Here is a 16,515-nt window from a genome sequence, read left to right on the forward strand (position 1 = left end):
GCCCGTCTCGCGTCCGAGTCGTCGAAGCGCATGCGCCGCAGGCGCGAGTCTCGGCGGCTCGGACGCGAGACCAAGGGGGCCGCGAACACGCCGCGCCCGCGCGGCCGATAACAGAGCCGGTAACCTCGGAAATCGTGGATCTCACGGTGACCAGGGCTGCGTTCGACGGCGTGCAGATCGCCTATCGGGATTCCGCGGTCGGCGCTGGCACGCCGGTCGTGTTGGTGCACGGCATGGGCGGGGACGGGCATACCTGGGATCGGTTCGCGCACACATTGGTGCGGTCCGGGCGGCGGGTCATCATTCCCGATCTGCGCGGACACGGGCGTAGTGCGCATACCGAGTCGTATCTGTTCGCCGAATTCGGCGCCGACCTGCTGAACCTGTGTGACCGGCTCGGATTGGATTCGGTGGATCTGGTCGGGCATTCGCTGGGTGGTTATGCGGTCTCCTGTGTCGCGCAGGAGCGGCCCGAGCTGGTGCGGCGGCTGGTCATCGAGGAGTGCCCGATGCCGCTGCGCTCGGGTGATGAAGAGGTGAAGCTGACCCGTCGCTTTCCGACGATTCCGGAACTCTGGCACGCCACCACCAGCCTGATCCGGCATCCACGCGCGGTGCTGGCCTTCGATCGCTCGATGACGCGGACCGCGCTCGAGCAGTTCCGCAAACCGAATCCGGAGTGGTGGGATCGGCTCTCCGATATCACCGCGCCCACCCTGGTGCTGCGCGGCGGGCCCGGCGGCATGGTCGATCCGGAAAAGCTGACGACCATGCGCACCGCCATCCAGAACTGCGCGATGGCCGCCTTCAGTTGCGGTCACAGCATTCACCGCGACCGCTACCGCGAATTCGAGGCCACCGTTCTGCCATTCCTCGCCGCGTACTGAGCCGCACCCTGGTCCCGGCGTTCCGACTCACAATCGACGTGGATTTCGCCGTGCGTGGCGCGGTCCCGGGGTGGCGGATTCTAGAGTGAAGCGATGTCCGTGCTAGACCGTCCGGTTCTATTTCTCGCCGACGAGCAGTCGTTCCGCGACTGTCCCGTCGACAACCACGCCTCGGTGGACGGGGTCTGGCTGCGCTTCGCCGAAAAGGGCTCCGGACGCAACCAACAGCGGGCCGACCTCGGCTATTCGCTCGCCGACGCCGGGAAACCCGAGACCAGGGCGCGGCGCATCGAGAAGTTCGGACAGCGGTTCGCCGACGGACAGACGTCGGACTGATGGCCGGATTCGAAGGAATGCTGTGCTCGGCTGCGGCCGCGGTCGATGTGCCCCTGCCCGGCACGGCAACTCGGGTGACGGGGTGGCTGTGCGTCGAGCAGCCGGGTGCGTGGGGGCGGGATGTGATCGGTGACGAGGTGCTCGGCCGGGAGATCACCGCCGAACTCGCCGCCCGCACGTCCGCGGCGAAGGTGCGCCCGACGCTGATCCGACGCCCGGGCCGCAGCGAATTTACCGGCACCCGAACGGTTTTGCTCGCCAGTTCGGGTGCACAGGGCTCCTGGTGTGAGCGCTTCGAGATCACCGATCTGAAGCAGCTGCTCGAGCTGGACCTGCGACTGTTGAACGGACCGCCGCCGGGAATCGGCGCGCCCGTGCGTGATCCGTTGATACTGGTCTGCGCGCACGGGAAACGCGATCAATGCTGTGCGCTGTTCGGCCGCCCGGTCGCCGCGAATCTGGCCGCGGACTATCCGGACCAGGTCTGGGAATGCTCGCACACCGGCGGCCATCGTTTCGCTCCGGCCATGGTGCTGCTGCCCTCCGGTCTGACCTATGGCCGCGTCGATACCGCGGCCGCCATCGCGGCGGTCGAGGCCGCGCGCCGCGGCACCGTCTCGCTGGCCGGTCTGCGCGGTCGCAGCGGGCATGGGCCGGTCGAGCAGGTCGCCGAAATCGCGGTACGCGAACAGGTTTCGGCGGGCGTCGGTGATCTCACCGTCGGACTCGAAACCGACTCCACCGCAACCGATCCCACCCTCGCCGGGGTCGCGGTGGTAACCCATCGCGACGGCCGCCGCTGGCGCGTGACAGTTCGTACCGTCGGATTGCCTCCGCGCCAGGCCAGTTGCGGTGCCGCCCCGAAACCGGTCACCGCGCTCGTCGCCGACCGGATCCAGCCCTTGACCACAGGCTGACTGCGTCTCCGGCTGAGAACGCCGAACGGGACATGGCCGCGGCGGTCTTCGAAAGCCACCGCGGCCATATCCCGTTCGCGGCGACCTTTATCGCCCCCTGCGGGATGAAGGTCGCGGGATCACCAGTGGGTGCCGGGGACCCAGCGGGCGGCGCGGCGCACGGCGGTGCCGGTAACCCGGCGGGCGGTCGACAGCGGGCGGGGTTCACGCTGCGGAGCAGGGGATTGCGCGGGTTCGTCGTCCGCGGCATCCACCTGCTCGCCCTTGGCGGCGGGTGAATCGGGCAGGGCGCGGTAGTAGCGGTGCAGGATGCGGTCGCGAATCTTCGGGGTGAGCAGCGCGCCGTATTCGGCGAAGGTGCCCAGCGGTACGTCGATGCGCTTGGGCCGTTCGGTCAGCGCGCGCACAATGGTGGCCGCCGCCCATTCGGGCGATTCCGACGGTCCCTGGTCACCGCTCGGTGCGATCATCGGGGTGCGCACCAGCGGCATGTGGATGGTGGTGAAGGTGACGCCGTCGGCCATGGTTTCGACCGCGGCGACCTCGGTGAACTTGTCCAGCGCCGCCTTGCTGGCGAGATAGGCGGAAAAGCGCGGGGTGGCCACCTGCACGCCGGCACTGCTGATATTGACGATGTGGCCGAACTTGCGCTCGCGCATCTGCGGCAGCAGTGCCAGTGTCAATCGCAGTGCGCCGAAGTAATTGACCGCCATGGTGCGTTCGAAATCGTGCAGCCGGTCGGTGGAGCGGTGGATGGCGCGGCGGATGGAGCGGCCCGCATTGTTCACCAGCATGTCGACGTGGCCGTACTCGTCCAGGATGGTCTCGAGGGTGCGGTCGACGGAATCGGAATCGGTTACGTCACATTGGTATCCGTAGGCGGTGCCGCCCTCGGCCCGGATCTCCTCGACCACGGCCGCGAGTTCGTCGGCGCGCCGGGCGAGCAGGAAGACGATGGCGCCCTTATCCGCGACGGCCAGCGCGGCGGCCCGGCCGATGCCGGAGGACGCGCCGGTGATGAGCACATGCCGCCCCGTGAGGTCGCGGTTGCGCCGGATCTGCCCGCGCAGGTGGGTGTCGTCAGCGGAAGCTCGGGTCATCGCTGCTCCTTTGCAGGTCGAGTTGGCATGAACTTACTCTGAAGTAAGTTTACCTGCCAAGTGCGGTTCGTCACGTCGAGCGTTCGAACCGGGGGCGCGCCGAGGTGTTCGAGTCGGCCTCGAATCTATCGAACATATGTGCGATACTCTGCGCATGGCGGACGATCGGATGGCGGAAATCTTTGCCGCGGTGCGGCTCTCCGGCAGTGATCCGGAGGCGGCGCGGCGAATGCTGGAGGGATTGTGGGACGAGCTCGGCGACGGTGGAGATCCGTTGCAGCGCTGTGTGATTGCGCATCACCTTGCCGATCTGCAGAATGCGGCCCAAGATGCGCTGCGCTGGGATCAGCGCGCGCTGGCCGCGGTATTCGGCCCCGGCGTTCCGCTCGATGAGGGGCTACGCGGATTCCTGCCCTCGCTCTACCTGAACCTCGCCGACAGTCATCGTCGCGTGGGTGACTTCGATGTGGCCTATATGCAGTTGACCATCGCGCGGGGCCATCTCGATGTCCTCGCCAACGACGCCTATGGCGCCGTGATCCGCTCGAGTCTGGACAAGGTCGAGGCCGCGCTGGCTGGGAAGTCGACGGAGCCGCTCCCGGCCGCCTGATTCGGCGGGTGTCCGCACCTCCTGCGCAATTCGAATGTATGTTCGACTATGTGAGGAGATGATGTGTCATGGGTTGGAGCAACGGCCCGCCGACCTGGGCGGAGATGGAGCGGGTGCTCTCCGGGCGTCCCGGCCGGACGAATCCGGACGCGATGTATCCGGGCGACGGTGGCGACAGTCCGGCGTGGTCGCGCAAGCGCGGGGAGTATCGGGCCGAGCCGGTCGAACCAACCGGTGCACCGGCGGTGCCCTACGCCGAGTTGCACGCGCATTCGGCCTACAGCTTTCTCGACGGTGCGAGTCAGCCGGAGGAACTGGTGGAGGAGGCGGTGCGGCTGGGGCTGGAGGCGATTGCGCTCACCGACCACGACGGCTTCTACGGAACCGTGCGCTTCGCCGAGGCGGCCAGGGAATGGGGTATGCCGACGGTCTTCGGATCGGAGTTGTCGCTCGGATCGCAGGGTGGCTCGGAGTCCGTGCGGCGCGGTCGGTCCGTGCGTGGTCCGGTGGCCGAGGGCCATGCGGGCGCCCCGGATTCGATGCCGCGTACCGGTGCGCCGGATCCGGCAGGTCCGCATCTATTGGTCCTGGCCCGCGGCCAAGAGGGCTACCGTCGCCTGTCCCGCGAGATCGCGGCAGCGCATATGGCCGCGGGTGAGAAGGGCATCCTGCGCTACGACCTGGACGCGCTCACCGCGGCGGCGGACGGGCACTGGCACATCCTGACCGGCTGCCGCAAAGGTCATGTGCGCCAAGCCCTCGACCACGATCTGCGGGCGGGGGATACCCGGCTCGTGCGGGCGGAGGCCGCGCTGCGCGATCTGACCGAGCGTTTCGGCAGCGACCGGGTGAGCGTGGAACTCACCCACCACGGCATCCCCGAGGACGACGAACGCAACGCCCTCCTGATCGCCCTCGCCGACCGCCTCGGCCTGCCCGTATTGGCCACCACCGGAGCCCATTTCGCCGCACCCGCGCAGCGTCGCCGCGCGATGGCGCTCGCGGCCATCCGGGCGCGCCGGAGCCTCGACGAGATCGCTGGCTGGCTGGCGCCGACCGGCGGCGCGCATCTGCGCTCCGGTGCGGAGATGACGCAGTTGTTCGCCGCCTGTCCGCAGGCGGTGGCGAATGCGGTGACGCTGGCCCGCGAATGTGCCTTCGATCTGAAGTTGATCGCGCCGAAGCTGCCGCCGTTCGATGTGCCCGATGGTCATGACGAGGCGTCGTGGCTGCGTGAACTCACCCTGGCGGGCGCAGCCCGGCGCTACGGCCCGCCGGAGGGAAATCCCAAGGCGTATCGGCAGATCGAGCACGAACTCGCGATCATCAACCGGATGAAGTTTCCGGGCTACTTCCTGGTGGTGCACGATATCGTCAGCTTCTGCAAGGACAATGACATCCTGTGCCAGGGCCGGGGTTCGGCGGCCAATTCGGCCGTCTGCTATGCGATCGGCATCACCAATGTCGATCCGGTCGCCGCCGACCTGCTGTTCGAACGATTCCTCGCACCCGAGCGCGACGGCCCACCCGATATCGACGTCGATATCGAATCCGATCGCCGCGAAGAAGCGATCCAGCACGTCTACACCAGGTACGGCCGGGAGTATGCCGCTCAGGTGGCGAATGTGATCACCTATCGCGGTAAGTCCGCGGTCCGCGATGCCGCACGCGCACTGGGCTTTTCGCCTGGACAGCAGGATGCCTGGAGTAAGCAGGTCAGCCGCTGGACGGGAGTCGGCACCGAGAACGGCACCGATATTCCCGCCGAAGTGCTGGAGCTGGCCGCCGAAATCGAGGGTCTGCCGAGGCATCTGGGCATCCACTCCGGTGGCATGGTGATCTGTGACCGGCCCATCGCCGATGTCTGCCCGGTCGAGTGGGCGCGCATGCCCGGTCGCAGCGTGCTGCAGTGGGATAAAGACGATTGTGCCGCAATAGATCTGGTGAAGTTCGACCTGCTCGGCCTCGGCATGCTCTCCGCGCTGCACTACATGATCGATATGGTGCACGAGCACATGGGTGAAACGGTTGAGCTGCACAAGCTGGACCTGACCGAAGCCGCCGTCTACGACATGCTTTCGCGCGCCGATTCGGTCGGGGTGTTCCAGGTGGAGTCGCGGGCGCAGATGGCCACCCTGCCCCGACTGCGGCCGCGGAAGTTCTACGACCTGGTGGTCGAGGTGGCGCTGATCCGCCCCGGCCCGATCCAGGGTGGCTCGGTACATCCCTACATCCGGCGCCGCAATGGCCTCGAGAAGGTGCGCTATGACCATCCGGCGCTGGAGAATTCGCTGGAACGCACGCTCGGCGTGCCGCTGTTCCAGGAACAGCTCATGCAGATGGCCATCGATGTCGCCGGTTTCACCGCCGCCGAGGCCGATCAGCTGCGCCGTGCCATGGGTTCCAAACGCTCCCCGGAACGCATGGAGCGCCTCAAGGGCAGGCTGTATCAAGGCATGCGCGATCTGCACGGCATTACCGGCGAGGTCGCCGACCGCATCTACGAGAAGCTCTACGCCTTCGCGAATTTCGGCTTCCCGGAAAGCCATTCGCAGAGCTTCGCCTCGATCGTGTTCTACTCGGCATGGTTCAAACTGCACCATCCGGCGGCCTTCTGTGCCGGACTGCTGCGCGCCCAGCCGATGGGTTTTTACTCCCCGCAGTCGCTGGTTGCCGACGCCCGCAGGCACGGCGTTCTGGTGCACGGCCCCGATATCAACGCCAGCCGTGCCGAACCCACCCTCGAAAACCGCGGTACGGAGGTGCGTCTCGGTCTCGCGGCGATCCGGCACATCGGCACCGACCTTGCCGAACGCATTGTCGCCGCCCGCTCGACGGGTCCATACACCTCATTTCTCGACCTGACCGGACGGGTGGAACTCACCGTTGCTCAAGCCGAATCCCTCGCCACCGCAGGCGCTTTGGGTTGTCTCGGCAGCACCCGCCGCGAGGCGCTGTGGGCGGCGGGCGCCGCGGCGGGCGAGCGCCCCGACCGTCTCCCCGGCACCGGCGCCGCCACCACCGCACCGGCCCTGCCCGGTATGAGCGAACTCGAATTGGCCGCCGCCGATGTCTGGGCCACCGGCGTCTCTCCGGGCAGCTATCCCACCGAATTCCTACGCCCCCAACTGGATGCGCTCGGCGTCATCCCGGCCGCCGGACTGCTCGATGTGCCCGACGGCTCGCGTGTCCTGGTCGGCGGCGCCGTCACGCACCGCCAGCGCCCCGCCACCGCCGCCGGTGTCACCTTCCTCAACCTGGAGGACGAAACCGGCATGGTGAACGTCGTCTGCTCCGTCGGCCTCTGGACCCGCTACCGCCGCTTGGCCCAGAGCGCCACCGCCCTGCTCATTCGCGGCCGGGTCCAGAACGCCGAGGGCGCGGTCAGCGTCGTCGCCGAACATCTACAGCGCATGGACCTCCGCGTCGACTCGAAGTCGCGCGACTTCCGTTGATGCTCAGAACATTCCGTTTGCATCGACGGCTTGCTCCGGGACCGGCTGGATGACATCCCAGTGTTCGACCAGCTTGCCCTCGTCGAGGCGGAAGATATCCGATCTGGCCGCCGCTCGCCGATCAGATCGAACGATTCCCCGTCGAACTGGTCGGTATGGCTCCGACCTCGGGGGACGGCCCGCGACGAGCTTCGTGACCGAATGCACTACAGCGGCTACCCTGCGTCCATGCGGAAGCTTGCTGTGCTGGTGATCGGCCTGCTGGGTGTGACGTTGCTGGTCGGCTGTGGTGATGAGAAGGGCGGCGACAGTACCGGTTCGGGGCGGTCGAGCATGGCGACCATCGCGCCGATGGCGCCGCCGCCGAGCCTGCGCGAGGGATCCCCGGCGAAGGGCGATACCGGCGGGAACACCGTCGAGTCGCGCAAGGAGGTCATTACCGGCAGCGTCGATATCACCGCGGGGGATCCGATCAAGGCGGCCGGTCAGGTGACCGATCGGGTGCGCGAGGTCGGCGGGCGGGTCGACAGCCGCACCGAGCAGCCGGGGACCGACGACACCGATCCAGAGGCCACGCTCACCGTTCGGGTGCCCGCGGATAAGACGGATAAATTCATCGACGGCCTCAGTGGCGTCGGCCGGGTCACCCGGATGAGCACCAACCGCGATGACGTCACCATGCAGTGGGAAGACCTCGACGCCAGGATCAAGGCGCTGCAGGCCTCGGTCGACCGGCTGCGCGCGCTCATCGCCGGGGCGACCAATACCGCGGATCTCATTGCCGCCGAACAGGCGCTGTCGAGTCGTCAAGGCGAACTCGACAGCCTCACCGCGCAGAAGCGCCATCTCGACGATCAGGTCGCGCTGTCCACGCTCACCATCGAAATCACCACCGAGGACAAGAAGTCCGATGCGGGTCCGTCCAATTTCTGGGACGGCATCGTCTCCGGCTGGCATTCACTGGTGGATTGGCTGAAGGATGCGGTCGTATTCACCGGGAAGGCGATTCCATGGCTCGGGTTCGTCGTGGCGATCGGCGCGGTGGTGTGGGGTGTGGTGCGGGGCATACGGCGTGCGCGCAAGGGCGGGGCCGCGAGTCCGGAAGAATCCACCGGCGGGTCCGAAACCTCCGCAGCGCCGGTCCGTGCTGGCGCAACGGCAGCGGAAGGTGCCGATTCAGGTGTGAGTGCCGGGACGGGTGCGGGCGCTGACACGGCGAAAGGCGCTGACAAGGCGAAAGGCGCTGACAAGGCGAAAGGCGCTGACAAGGCGAAAGGCGCTGACAAGGCGAAGGGCACTGACACGCCGAAAGGCACTGACAAGGCGAAAGGCACTGACACGGCGAAAGGCGCTGGGGCGGCGAAAAGTACTGGGACGATAGGAGATACAGGTGCCGATGGTGGTCAGGGCGACGATCAAACCGAACAGCCGTAAGGGCCCACTCGTCGAAATCCTCGACGACGGCACCCTGCAGCTGTACGTCCGTGCTCCCGCCGTGGAGGGCAAGGCGAACAAGGCCGCCATCGAACTCCTAGCCGAACACTACGGCGTTCCCAAATCGGCCGTCCGCCTCGCCGCAGGCGCGACCTCGCGCTTCAAACGCTTCGAGGTCGACCGCTGAAACTCATTCCGGCACAGGCGTTATACCGCGCCCGTAAAACCGGATTGGCGCCAAGCCTCGTACACGGTGACGGCGGCGGCATTGGACAGGTTCATCGAGCGGCGACCGGGCAGCATCGGAATGCGCAGTCGGTCGGTGACGTGCGGATCGTCGAGCACCTCCGCGGGCAACCCCGTCGGTTCGGTGCCGAACAGCAGCACATCACCCTCGCGATACGCCACATCCGTATACCGCCTGCTCGCCTGCGTCGTGAACGCGAACACCCGCTCGGGCCGCACCGCATCCCATGCCGCCGCGAGATTCTTGTGCACCGTCACCGAAGCCAGATCGTGGTAGTCCAATCCCGCCCGCCGCAACTTCGCCTCCGAAAGATCGAACCCCAATGGCTCGATCAGATGCAGCTCACACCCCGTTCCGGCGACCAGGCGAATCGCATTGCCGGTATTACCCGGGATGACTGGCTCGTGAAACATCAGACGGAACACCAGTGCAGTCAACCAGGTCGGTCGGGCTGGCCGGGAACGGCGTGGTCTACTTCGCCGGGCGCTCTGGCAGGGCGCATGCCCCGGCTTCGGCCATACCGGTCGGGCGGACGCCGAGCCCCTGGTTGTGCCGGGCGCGCTGGTTCTCCCAGGCGATGGTGGCCGCCAACTCGGCAAACTGCGCCTTGGACAGGTGGGTCAGCAATTGGGTGCGCAGGTCGTCGATGCCGACGGCGGGGGTGGCGTGTCCTGGGTAGGTATACGACAAAGCTCCTGGCGGCTCGCAAGCTGCCAGGAGCTCTATGTCGGACTTGTCAGAGCCCGAGAGTCTCGAGCATCCAGTTAGTTGCCGCTTCGCGATCGTGCGCGGGAATAGCACGGGTCGCGTAATGCGGCTTGCTGACCCAACGGCGAGAACCAGGGCCGGTCATCGGTCGCACAACCCACCTGCCGAACTCGCGGCGAACGCCTTGGTACCCGCCGCCCGCATCCTGCGGATGCAGTTTCCGCCGACGCGGCAATGCATGCGACAGCGCACGCACCAAACCGGTTACCCGCTCGCGCGTGCTGACTGGGCCGATGTACTCGGCGTAACGGCGTCCATTCGGCAGATCCATGTCATACCCCTCTATCCGCATTCAGCCGCTGTGACGACCCGTGAATCGGATGCGGTTTCGATTGGCCCGTATTGCCTGCCCTGGATGGTACCGCTCACCGACGAGACGATCCGCCAGTATCCGGCCGAGCAAGGCGCACTGGCCGTGTAGGTCTGACGGGACCACGGCACGAGGCTGGTTCGGATGTGTTCACCCACGGAATCCCAGCCACCAGACGAGTTACGGCGCTGCAAGCTCAGGTAGTAGTTGTGTGTAAGACCGGGGTCCCCATCAGCAGGGAGATCGCATTTCGCCCAGCCGTAGCCTTCGATCTTGGGCGGCAAAACCGTCGGTGTAGTCCAAGGGCTGAACCCGTTGTCACATATGGGCTTCTCAGCCTCTGTAAACCACGGATCAGCGCTCGCGATGTTGCCGGAAGTCAGCGTCGCGCCGAGCGCTACGACGATGATGATTAGACGAGAAAGGCTGTACCGCAACGTTTTTCCCCATTCTAAAATAGGCTGACCAGCCGGCAGTCGATCAGTACTCCCGTGATACATCGGGCTGCATCTGGCCCGTGTCCTCGCACTCGATCCGCGCGCGGATTCCGCTAACGGTCCGGTCCTTCGGTATCCGCTCAGGCCAGAACACCGCCACAGCGAACACCGCCAGCGGTAGCCCGATCGCGACAACCCAGCCGAGCGCGATCAGGGCAGATCTCGGAGCAATCGAAGTACCTCGGCGCACGTCTCGGCGTCGGCAGGTTCAGCAGGGCCGACCGGGTGATTCACGAGGGCGGCACCCGGAACCCGTTGTGGTAGAACACGATCGTCTGGCGTCAGCGGCTCGAGGTACACCGATCCGTCGGTATCGCCGTTGTCGGCGACCTCCAACAACCCGCCTGGGAACACGAACAGTCGTGTGCGCCCGTCCATCTCGACTCCTGTAGTCCGATGTTGGTAGGCACCCCGTGACCGGTTGTCGCCACATGTCACGGGGGCCAACACCGAAGCTACGAACCAACTCCCCAGCCGGTCCACGAATGTGCCACTACTTGCCAATACTGCTGTTGTTCTGGTGCGAAGTGGACACCTACGCGGCACCATGAGACATGTAGGCCGCAAGTAGTGGCACACACCTAGACGAAAGGTACGGCTATGCGCTTAACGTTCCTTGGCAAAGGTGGATCGAACAAGGATGGTTGCCCCTCGCTGTTCGCCACCGACCAGGACACCTATGTAGTGCTCGGTTGGCGAACCGATCGGCCAGAGACGGTAGAGATACCGCACTTGCTGACCGGATACCTTCAGCCACGCACGTACATCGGTGCCACGCTCACCGATACTGGCCGAGGCACGTTCACCGTGTCCGGCGCACCGCTCACAGACTCGGACACGCTCGATCAGCTCACGATGGAAACCTACGAAACGGCAATCGAAGTGCCACGGAAAGAGAGGACGTACTTTGGAACTCCGACCGACGACTGAACTACTCCGGGAATGCCAAACCGAGGCATTCCACCTAGAAGTTCAGGACACGTACGGGGTGCCCGATGAAGATGAAGCGTTCCGGGCGTTTATCGCTAACGAACCATACGACTACCGTGAGTGGTTCCAAGATTGGTACCGGTTCGTGCAGGAATTGACCGGGCGCGGAGTATCCATGAGTCGGGTACGAGTCGTCACGGTTCCACACACGGACTATCAACGCTGGTCACTGGTTATCGCCGGATTGAACGTGGAAGCTGGCGAGGAAATCAGGTATTTACCCCGGCATCTCGCCGGGGGAGTCCCTACCGATGATTATTGGTTGCTGGACAACAAAGCAGTTGCCTTCAACTTGTCAGACAAAGATGGTCGGGGCACCGGTAGTTCAGCGGTGACCACCGACCCCGTAATTGTTGGTCAATGCCTCCGGATCAAAGAACGGCTGTGGGGCATGTCGACGCTGTACACCGAGTACGTGCAGTGACAAGTTCAGTACAGGAACAGCGGCAAGCTTTCGGGAAACGTCTTCGCGAGCTACGCAGACGCGGAGGGGTCTCTGGTCGGGAGCTTGCCGCTCACCTGGGCGTTCATGAGTCGCGTATCTCAAAGATTGAATACGGGAAGCTACGCCCGTCAGATGTGGATATACGCGCGTATTGCAAACTCTCCGGCGCTAACGATCAGCTCGAAGACTTGCTAGCCGCCCTGCATCATATCGACTCCGCGTATGTCGAATGGCGACAGGCCCTTAGTTCCGGTATGAAAAACCGTCAACAACAAACCCTGAAACTCGAATCGCAGGCGGGGCTTATCCGTAATTGGGAACCGATGATTGTATCGGGTTTGCTTCAAACCGCGGACTATGCAACTGCATTGATGCGTAATGTTGTTTCGTTCTATGAGATACCCGATGACGTAGACGCGGCGGTAGCTAAGAGGATGGAACGTCAAAGAGTCTTATACCAGCCCGGTAAGCGGTTCCATATCCTTTTAGCTGAACAATCGTTGTACACCACTGTCGGGAACGACCAAGTGATGCTTGGTCAACTCGACCGGCTGTACTCGGTTATCGGAATGGCGCGCGTGACCGTGGGAATCGTCCCGCGACAGTATGACGGACTGGTTATAGTCGAGAACTTTTTCATGTACGACAACCGATTGGTGAAGGTTGAAGGTCACACAGCGAGCATTACGGTTACTCAGCCGAGGGAGATAGCCCAGTACGGCCGGGCGTTCGATGTGCTTGCCGGTCAATCGGTTACAGGTGAGGCCGCCCGCGCTTTGATCCGTAAGGCTCTCGATTCCAGAGCCCGTTAATAGGCCCAAGCGCCAGCGCTCCCGGAGCCCCGTAAAAGGCTCCAATTTCGATTCTGGGCACGTCCGTCACGGTTCGGGGTATCCGGGTAACCCCTCGTCTCCCAGTTGATGTTCTCGGAGTGAGCACTGCAACGAGTGGGCTTGTGTCGCAGACGATCACTCGGCTTGCCCGCCACGTTCCTCGCGCAGGACTTCCTCTGACTTCGCGGCGAGATCGGACTCGGCATGCATCAAGCCTGTGAAGGAGAGACGCCTGCGCCGCTCACCGATCAGTTCACTTACTGGGCTACGTTCAGTGGCATCGGAGACGACTAGTTGTAGGGCGACGGCGCGCAGTGCATGTGCTTGGTCCGGCGTGAGCCGATCGACCAGGCTGTGCAGGTCGTCGTAGTCATGCGCTGCGGTCATAACACTGACTCTTAAGGGCGGGCCACCGTCCGCGCCCGCGCCATCAATGATTCAAACCGTAGACGATGTTCTAATCGTGAAACACCAGTGCAGTCAACCAGGTCGGTCGGGCTGGCCGGGAACGGCGTGGTCTACTTCGCCGGGCGCTCCGGCAGGGCGCATGCCCCGGCTTCGGCCATACCGGTCGGGCGGACGCCGAGCCCCTGGTTGTGCCGGGCGCGCTGGTTCTCCCAGGCGATGGTGGCCGCCAACTCGGCAAACTGCGCCTTGGACAGGTGGATCAGCAATTGGGTGCGCAGGTCGTCGATGCCGACGGCGGGGGTGACGGTCATGGCTTCGGCGAAGGAGATGACCAGCTTTTCCAGGTCGGTGTAGGCATCGCTGGTGCGGTAGCGCGGCAGGTCTACGAGCTTTTGTTCGGTGAGACCGTTCGATTGCGCCAGTGCCGAGCCGATATCCAGGCAGAACTCGCAGTTCACCAGCCCGGCGGTCTTCAGTTCGGCCAGTTCCTTGAGCTTCGGATCCAATTGGTTGCTGAACAGCATTGCCGTCTCGTAGCCGACCGTGCCGAGCAGGATCTGTGGGCGGCGGATGAGCCAGCCGAATAGGTCGGATCGGTTCCGTTTCGCCTGCCGAAGCGCCCGTACATAGTGCCGAATCCGGGTCAGTGCTCGCATTGTCCGTGCCCCCTTGTGCCGGATGGATTCTTCATGTTGAAACTACGCCGTGTAGTAGGTGAGGGCAATGTCTGATTGCACACGTGTCACTCGCCACGAAACCTATTGCGGGACAGTAGCTATGAACGGCCACTCGGTGCGTGGATGCGCCGACGCATCGTACTGCTGTGAGCGGCTGCGGGCCGTCTGCAAGAATCGGGGCGTGACCGACGTGGACTCGACTGCCAGCGAGCGGCAGTCCGACAGGAACAGCCCTGGTGAGCAGTTCCTGCGCTGCCACCTGCCGATGCTGGTTGTGACGGCGGTCATTCTGCTCGCGGTCGTCTTCGTGGCCTGGGACCGGTGGCGTCGTGGTGCGCTGTTCTTCGGTGGTGCGACACTGCTCGCGGCCACATTCCGGTTGTGCCTGCCGACCGCGCGGGTCGGACTGCTCGCGGTGCGTAGCAAGCCCTTCGATGTTGCCGCGCTGAGCATCCTCGGCGCCGCCATCGTCTTCATCGCCGCCACCATCAACACCCTCGGTGTCAGCTGAGACGCAACGACTTTCGCCGTATCCGGCGGTGCCGACACACTAGTTGTGGCAGGTGTCCCTGTCGTTGTAGAGCATCAGCTGGGTGACCTTGGCATCGGCCGGCATATTCCGGTAGATGCCGAGGAAGCCATAGTGTGCGGAGTGGTCGGGGACCGCGGCGGAGCTCCAGTTGTAGCCGATCTCGAGCGTGGGATAGGCGGCGCGGACTTCGTCGACGGTGGAGCCGACGCCGATGCCCTCGGGGGTGCGGGCCACAAGCCTGCCGGGCATGATCGCGACTATTTCGCCGGTATTGGTAAAGCCCTGCCAGCCCGCGCGCGCGGTGTATCGGCCGCAGCCGGGCGGATCGTTGGTGTCGGCGAAGGCAGCGATTTCCCCGGTGGCCTCGGCCTCGGCGCGGTTCATCCCGAGTTGCAGCTTGCCGAAGCCGAGCGGGCCGAGGACGGTCGGCGCCGGGGCCGCCGTGGTCGACACCGCTACCGGGCTCGTCGCGGCGGGCTCGTCCGAGCACGCTGTCGCACCGGTGAATACCGCGCCCAGCAGCGCGAACGTCATGACGGCACGGTGAATACCCATGGTCTACCCCCAATTTCGTCCATGAACCGGAATGCCCGTCGACTCGCCCGGGCGCGATATCGGCCCAGTCTGCCCATCGGCGACTCGCCCCGTCAAGGCGGCATCCATAGGCCGAGGTGCAGCCTATGCGTCACCGCCATTCCGCGATGTCGGCTGAGGCGCAACGACTTTCACCTCGCGACCCCACCCCTCCCGACGTAACCCACTGGCGGAACGCCCTCCATCGGGTGCTGCGCCGATGACCAGCCCCGCAGGCTCGTTCTTGCGGCATGCCGCCGAGCATGCACCGCGTCGTGGGTGCGGCCTCCGGTCAGGACGAGGACACCCCGCCGCCGAATACCGACGCCGGTCGCGCCGCGGCGATGCGTCCACCGCGGGCAGAGCCGCGCCGCCGCCACGCCCGAGACGCCGCCGCCGAGTAAATCCCACCGGCTGCGCTGGATCGTGCTGGCGGTCGCCCCGGTGTGCCGTCGCTACGCCGAGCCAGGGTCAGTCCGCGAGCACATTCGGGAATCCGAACGTCGCGACCAGTGCGGGATCCTCGAACGCGATCACCCGGGACACACCGGCGGCGGTCGGGGACAGCACCACGGTGCCGCTCGCCCGGAGTTCGCCATCCCCGTCCCTGCGGTACACAACGGCTGCCGGTTGGCCGTTGGCGGTGGTGGGGATCATCCGCCAGTCGCCCGGCGTGCCGAGCACGTATGCGTCGAGCATGTGGATGCACATCGCCCGGCCCGCCTGCCATTCGCGGAATGGCGTCGCTTCCAGCGTTGCGTCCGTCCGCAGCACCTGTTCCAAAAGGTTGGCGTCGGAGCGCTCGAAGGCCGCGATATAGCCGTCGAGTAGCGCGCGTGCCCGCTGGTCGGTTGGTTCGAGCAGTTCCTCGGGCTCCGGCTCCAGCTCGTTGAGCCGAGCGCGGGCGCGCTGCAGACCGCTCTTGACCGCGGCCGTGGTGGTGTCGAGGATCTCCGCGGTCTCGGCCGCGGAGAACGCCAGCACCTCGCGCAGGATGAGGATCGCGCGTTGGCGGGCGGGCAGGTGCTGCAGGCTTGCGATGAGTGCCAGCCGCAGCGACTCGCGTGCGACCACCACTGCGGCCGGATCGTCGTCGGCCGGGACGATCCAGCTGTCCGGCAGCGGTTCCAGCCAAGAGACCTCGCCCGGCGCAACGGAACTCGGCGGACGGTCGGGTCCGTCGCAGGGACCGGTCAACCCCGAGGGCAGCACCCGGATCCGCTGCCGCTGCAACGACGTCAGGCAGACGTTGGTGGCGATCTTGTAGAGCCAGGACCGAATCGAGGCGCGGCCGTCGAAGCCGCCGTAGAACCGCCACGCCCGCAGATAGGTCTCCTGCACCAAATCCTCGGCATCGTGCGCCGAGCCGACCATGCGGTAGCAGTGCGCCAACAGCTCCCGGCGGAACCGCTCGGTCTCGGCGGCGAAGTGGTCTCGGTTCGGTGCCGTCCGCGCGTGCGACGTCATGCGGCGAGCCTGAGCCGGTCCGCGGGTCG

The 16,515-nt window shown here is 65.4% G+C and carries 19 protein-coding genes and 2 pseudogenes; 13 read left to right on the forward strand and 8 right to left on the reverse strand.

The window, feature by feature from the left end; all coding sequences use genetic code 11:
* The first annotated feature begins 134 nt into the window (after window positions 1–134).
* The 3 genes from ACWEO2_RS19625 to ACWEO2_RS19635 all read left to right on the forward strand — a co-directional run bounded on the left by ACWEO2_RS19625 (window position 135) and on the right by ACWEO2_RS19635 (window position 2,140).
* Window positions 135–887 (forward strand): alpha/beta fold hydrolase, encoded by a 753-nt coding sequence (locus ACWEO2_RS19625; RefSeq protein WP_452406797.1) that lies wholly within the window; start codon window positions 135–137, stop codon window positions 885–887.
* 93 nt (window positions 888–980) lie between these two features.
* Window positions 981–1,223, forward strand: a complete 243-nt coding sequence (locus ACWEO2_RS19630) for a hypothetical protein (RefSeq protein ID WP_452406613.1) — start codon at window positions 981–983, stop codon at window positions 1,221–1,223.
* On the forward strand, window positions 1,223–2,140 hold the full coding sequence (locus ACWEO2_RS19635; RefSeq protein WP_452406614.1) for a sucrase ferredoxin: 918 nt from the start codon (window positions 1,223–1,225) through the stop codon (window positions 2,138–2,140). The genes ACWEO2_RS19630 and ACWEO2_RS19635 overlap by 1 nt, the downstream gene beginning before the upstream one ends.
* 119 nt (window positions 2,141–2,259) lie before the next feature.
* Here the strand turns inward: ACWEO2_RS19635 and ACWEO2_RS19640 are convergent, their stop codons facing one another.
* Window positions 2,260–3,240 carry an SDR family NAD(P)-dependent oxidoreductase gene (locus ACWEO2_RS19640; protein ID WP_452406615.1) on the reverse strand — a complete coding sequence of 327 codons (981 nt, stop codon included), beginning with the start codon at window positions 3,238–3,240 and terminating at the stop codon, window positions 2,260–2,262.
* A 154-nt stretch (window positions 3,241–3,394) separates the two neighbouring features.
* Between ACWEO2_RS19640 and ACWEO2_RS19645 the strand changes: the two genes are divergently transcribed.
* The 4 genes from ACWEO2_RS19645 (at window position 3,395) to ACWEO2_RS19660 (ending at window position 8,926) form a co-directional block, all read left to right on the forward strand.
* On the forward strand, window positions 3,395–3,850 hold the full coding sequence (locus tag ACWEO2_RS19645; protein WP_452406616.1) for a hypothetical protein: 456 nt from the start codon (window positions 3,395–3,397) through the stop codon (window positions 3,848–3,850).
* A 68-nt stretch (window positions 3,851–3,918) separates the two neighbouring features.
* The gene (locus ACWEO2_RS19650; protein ID WP_452406617.1) at window positions 3,919–7,305 is read left to right on the forward strand and encodes an error-prone DNA polymerase; all 3,387 of its coding nucleotides are present in this window, start codon (window positions 3,919–3,921) and stop codon (window positions 7,303–7,305) included.
* Window positions 7,306–7,533: 228 nt separating this feature from the next.
* Window positions 7,534–8,739 carry a DUF4349 domain-containing protein gene (locus tag ACWEO2_RS19655; RefSeq protein WP_452406618.1) on the forward strand — a complete coding sequence of 402 codons (1,206 nt, stop codon included), beginning with the start codon at window positions 7,534–7,536 and terminating at the stop codon, window positions 8,737–8,739.
* A complete protein-coding gene (locus ACWEO2_RS19660; protein WP_452406798.1) occupies window positions 8,702–8,926 on the forward strand; it encodes a DUF167 domain-containing protein in 225 nt (74 codons plus the stop codon). Before ACWEO2_RS19655 ends, ACWEO2_RS19660 begins: the two co-directional genes overlap by 38 nt.
* Before the next feature lie 20 nt (window positions 8,927–8,946).
* On the opposite strand, the gene ACWEO2_RS19665 is transcribed toward ACWEO2_RS19660, so the two are convergent.
* Window positions 8,947–9,411 (reverse strand): tRNA (cytidine(34)-2'-O)-methyltransferase, encoded by a 465-nt coding sequence (locus tag ACWEO2_RS19665; RefSeq protein ID WP_452406619.1) that lies wholly within the window; start codon window positions 9,409–9,411, stop codon window positions 8,947–8,949.
* A 46-nt stretch (window positions 9,412–9,457) separates the two neighbouring features.
* Window positions 9,458–9,652 (reverse strand): annotated as a pseudogene (locus ACWEO2_RS19670) (carboxymuconolactone decarboxylase family protein); the annotation flags it as partial.
* A 280-nt stretch (window positions 9,653–9,932) separates the two neighbouring features.
* Between ACWEO2_RS19670 and ACWEO2_RS19675 the strand changes: the two are divergent.
* Complete coding sequence (locus ACWEO2_RS19675) at window positions 9,933–10,175, forward strand: hypothetical protein (protein WP_452406620.1); 243 nt, start codon at window positions 9,933–9,935, stop codon at window positions 10,173–10,175.
* A gap of 536 nt (window positions 10,176–10,711) precedes the next feature.
* On the opposite strand, the gene ACWEO2_RS19680 is transcribed toward ACWEO2_RS19675, so the two are convergent.
* A complete protein-coding gene (locus ACWEO2_RS19680) occupies window positions 10,712–10,939 on the reverse strand; it encodes a hypothetical protein (protein ID WP_452406621.1) in 228 nt (75 codons plus the stop codon).
* Window positions 10,940–11,161: 222 nt separating this feature from the next.
* Here ACWEO2_RS19680 and ACWEO2_RS19685 point away from each other — a divergent pair, with 222 nt between their 5' ends.
* The 3 genes from ACWEO2_RS19685 to ACWEO2_RS19695 are packed head-to-tail and all read left to right on the forward strand — an operon-like array spanning window position 11,162 to window position 12,808.
* Window positions 11,162–11,491, forward strand: coding sequence for a hypothetical protein (locus ACWEO2_RS19685; RefSeq protein WP_452406622.1), 330 nt, complete (start codon window positions 11,162–11,164; stop codon window positions 11,489–11,491).
* Entirely contained in the window at window positions 11,469–11,975 is a 507-nt protein-coding gene (locus ACWEO2_RS19690) for a DUF6879 family protein (protein WP_452406623.1), read from the forward strand. The genes ACWEO2_RS19685 and ACWEO2_RS19690 overlap by 23 nt, the downstream gene beginning before the upstream one ends.
* A complete protein-coding gene (locus ACWEO2_RS19695; protein ID WP_452406624.1) occupies window positions 11,912–12,808 on the forward strand; it encodes a helix-turn-helix domain-containing protein in 897 nt (298 codons plus the stop codon). Before ACWEO2_RS19690 ends, ACWEO2_RS19695 begins: the two co-directional genes overlap by 64 nt.
* Before the next feature lie 156 nt (window positions 12,809–12,964).
* Here ACWEO2_RS19695 and ACWEO2_RS19700 read toward each other — a convergent pair whose 3' ends face one another.
* Window positions 12,965–13,216 carry a hypothetical protein gene (locus ACWEO2_RS19700; RefSeq protein WP_452406625.1) on the reverse strand — a complete coding sequence of 84 codons (252 nt, stop codon included), beginning with the start codon at window positions 13,214–13,216 and terminating at the stop codon, window positions 12,965–12,967.
* A 131-nt stretch (window positions 13,217–13,347) separates the two neighbouring features.
* On the reverse strand, window positions 13,348–13,893 hold the full coding sequence (locus ACWEO2_RS19705) for a carboxymuconolactone decarboxylase family protein (protein ID WP_452406626.1): 546 nt from the start codon (window positions 13,891–13,893) through the stop codon (window positions 13,348–13,350).
* 286 nt (window positions 13,894–14,179) lie between these two features.
* On the opposite strand from ACWEO2_RS19705, the gene ACWEO2_RS19710 reads away from it, so the two are divergent.
* A complete protein-coding gene (locus ACWEO2_RS19710) occupies window positions 14,180–14,425 on the forward strand; it encodes a DUF3017 domain-containing protein (RefSeq protein WP_354960176.1) in 246 nt (81 codons plus the stop codon).
* 39 nt (window positions 14,426–14,464) lie between these two features.
* On the opposite strand, the gene ACWEO2_RS19715 is transcribed toward ACWEO2_RS19710, so the two are convergent.
* The gene (locus ACWEO2_RS19715) at window positions 14,465–14,980 is read right to left on the reverse strand and encodes a hypothetical protein (RefSeq protein WP_452406627.1); all 516 of its coding nucleotides are present in this window, start codon (window positions 14,978–14,980) and stop codon (window positions 14,465–14,467) included.
* Window positions 14,981–15,291: 311 nt separating this feature from the next.
* On the opposite strand from ACWEO2_RS19715, the pseudogene ACWEO2_RS19720 reads away from it, so the two are divergent.
* Window positions 15,292–15,457 (forward strand): annotated as a pseudogene (locus ACWEO2_RS19720) (serine/threonine protein phosphatase); the annotation flags it as partial.
* A 33-nt stretch (window positions 15,458–15,490) separates the two neighbouring features.
* Here the strand turns inward: ACWEO2_RS19720 and ACWEO2_RS19725 are convergent.
* The gene (locus ACWEO2_RS19725; RefSeq protein ID WP_452406628.1) at window positions 15,491–16,486 is read right to left on the reverse strand and encodes an RNA polymerase subunit sigma-70; all 996 of its coding nucleotides are present in this window, start codon (window positions 16,484–16,486) and stop codon (window positions 15,491–15,493) included.
* Window positions 16,487–16,515 lie beyond the last annotated feature (29 nt).

This window comes from Nocardia sp. NPDC004278, assembly GCF_053602975.1.

Bases quoted from the DNA above. Each gene is read 5' to 3' on its own strand.
- ACWEO2_RS19630 (WP_452406613.1), top strand. From the start codon at position 981: ATGTCCGTGCTAGACCGTCCGGTTCTATTTCTCGCCGACGAGCAGTCG.
- ACWEO2_RS19635 (WP_452406614.1), top strand. From the start codon at position 1,223: ATGGCCGGATTCGAAGGAATGCTGTGCTCGGCTGCGGCCGCGGTCGAT.
- ACWEO2_RS19640 (WP_452406615.1), bottom strand. From the start codon at position 3,240: ATGACCCGAGCTTCCGCTGACGACACCCACCTGCGCGGGCAGATCCGG.
- ACWEO2_RS19645 (WP_452406616.1), top strand. From the start codon at position 3,395: ATGGCGGACGATCGGATGGCGGAAATCTTTGCCGCGGTGCGGCTCTCC.
- ACWEO2_RS19650 (WP_452406617.1), top strand. From the start codon at position 3,919: ATGGGTTGGAGCAACGGCCCGCCGACCTGGGCGGAGATGGAGCGGGTG.
- ACWEO2_RS19655 (WP_452406618.1), top strand. From the start codon at position 7,534: ATGCGGAAGCTTGCTGTGCTGGTGATCGGCCTGCTGGGTGTGACGTTG.
- ACWEO2_RS19660 (WP_452406798.1), top strand. From the start codon at position 8,702: ATGGTGGTCAGGGCGACGATCAAACCGAACAGCCGTAAGGGCCCACTC.
- ACWEO2_RS19675 (WP_452406620.1), top strand. From the start codon at position 9,933: ATGCGACAGCGCACGCACCAAACCGGTTACCCGCTCGCGCGTGCTGAC.
- ACWEO2_RS19680 (WP_452406621.1), bottom strand. From the start codon at position 10,939: ATGGACGGGCGCACACGACTGTTCGTGTTCCCAGGCGGGTTGTTGGAG.
- ACWEO2_RS19685 (WP_452406622.1), top strand. From the start codon at position 11,162: ATGCGCTTAACGTTCCTTGGCAAAGGTGGATCGAACAAGGATGGTTGC.
- ACWEO2_RS19695 (WP_452406624.1), top strand. From the start codon at position 11,912: ATGCCTCCGGATCAAAGAACGGCTGTGGGGCATGTCGACGCTGTACAC.
- ACWEO2_RS19700 (WP_452406625.1), bottom strand. From the start codon at position 13,216: ATGACCGCAGCGCATGACTACGACGACCTGCACAGCCTGGTCGATCGG.
- ACWEO2_RS19705 (WP_452406626.1), bottom strand. From the start codon at position 13,893: ATGCGAGCACTGACCCGGATTCGGCACTATGTACGGGCGCTTCGGCAG.
- ACWEO2_RS19710 (WP_354960176.1), top strand. From the start codon at position 14,180: ATGCTGGTTGTGACGGCGGTCATTCTGCTCGCGGTCGTCTTCGTGGCC.
- ACWEO2_RS19715 (WP_452406627.1), bottom strand. From the start codon at position 14,980: ATGACGTTCGCGCTGCTGGGCGCGGTATTCACCGGTGCGACAGCGTGC.
- ACWEO2_RS19725 (WP_452406628.1), bottom strand. From the start codon at position 16,486: ATGACGTCGCACGCGCGGACGGCACCGAACCGAGACCACTTCGCCGCC.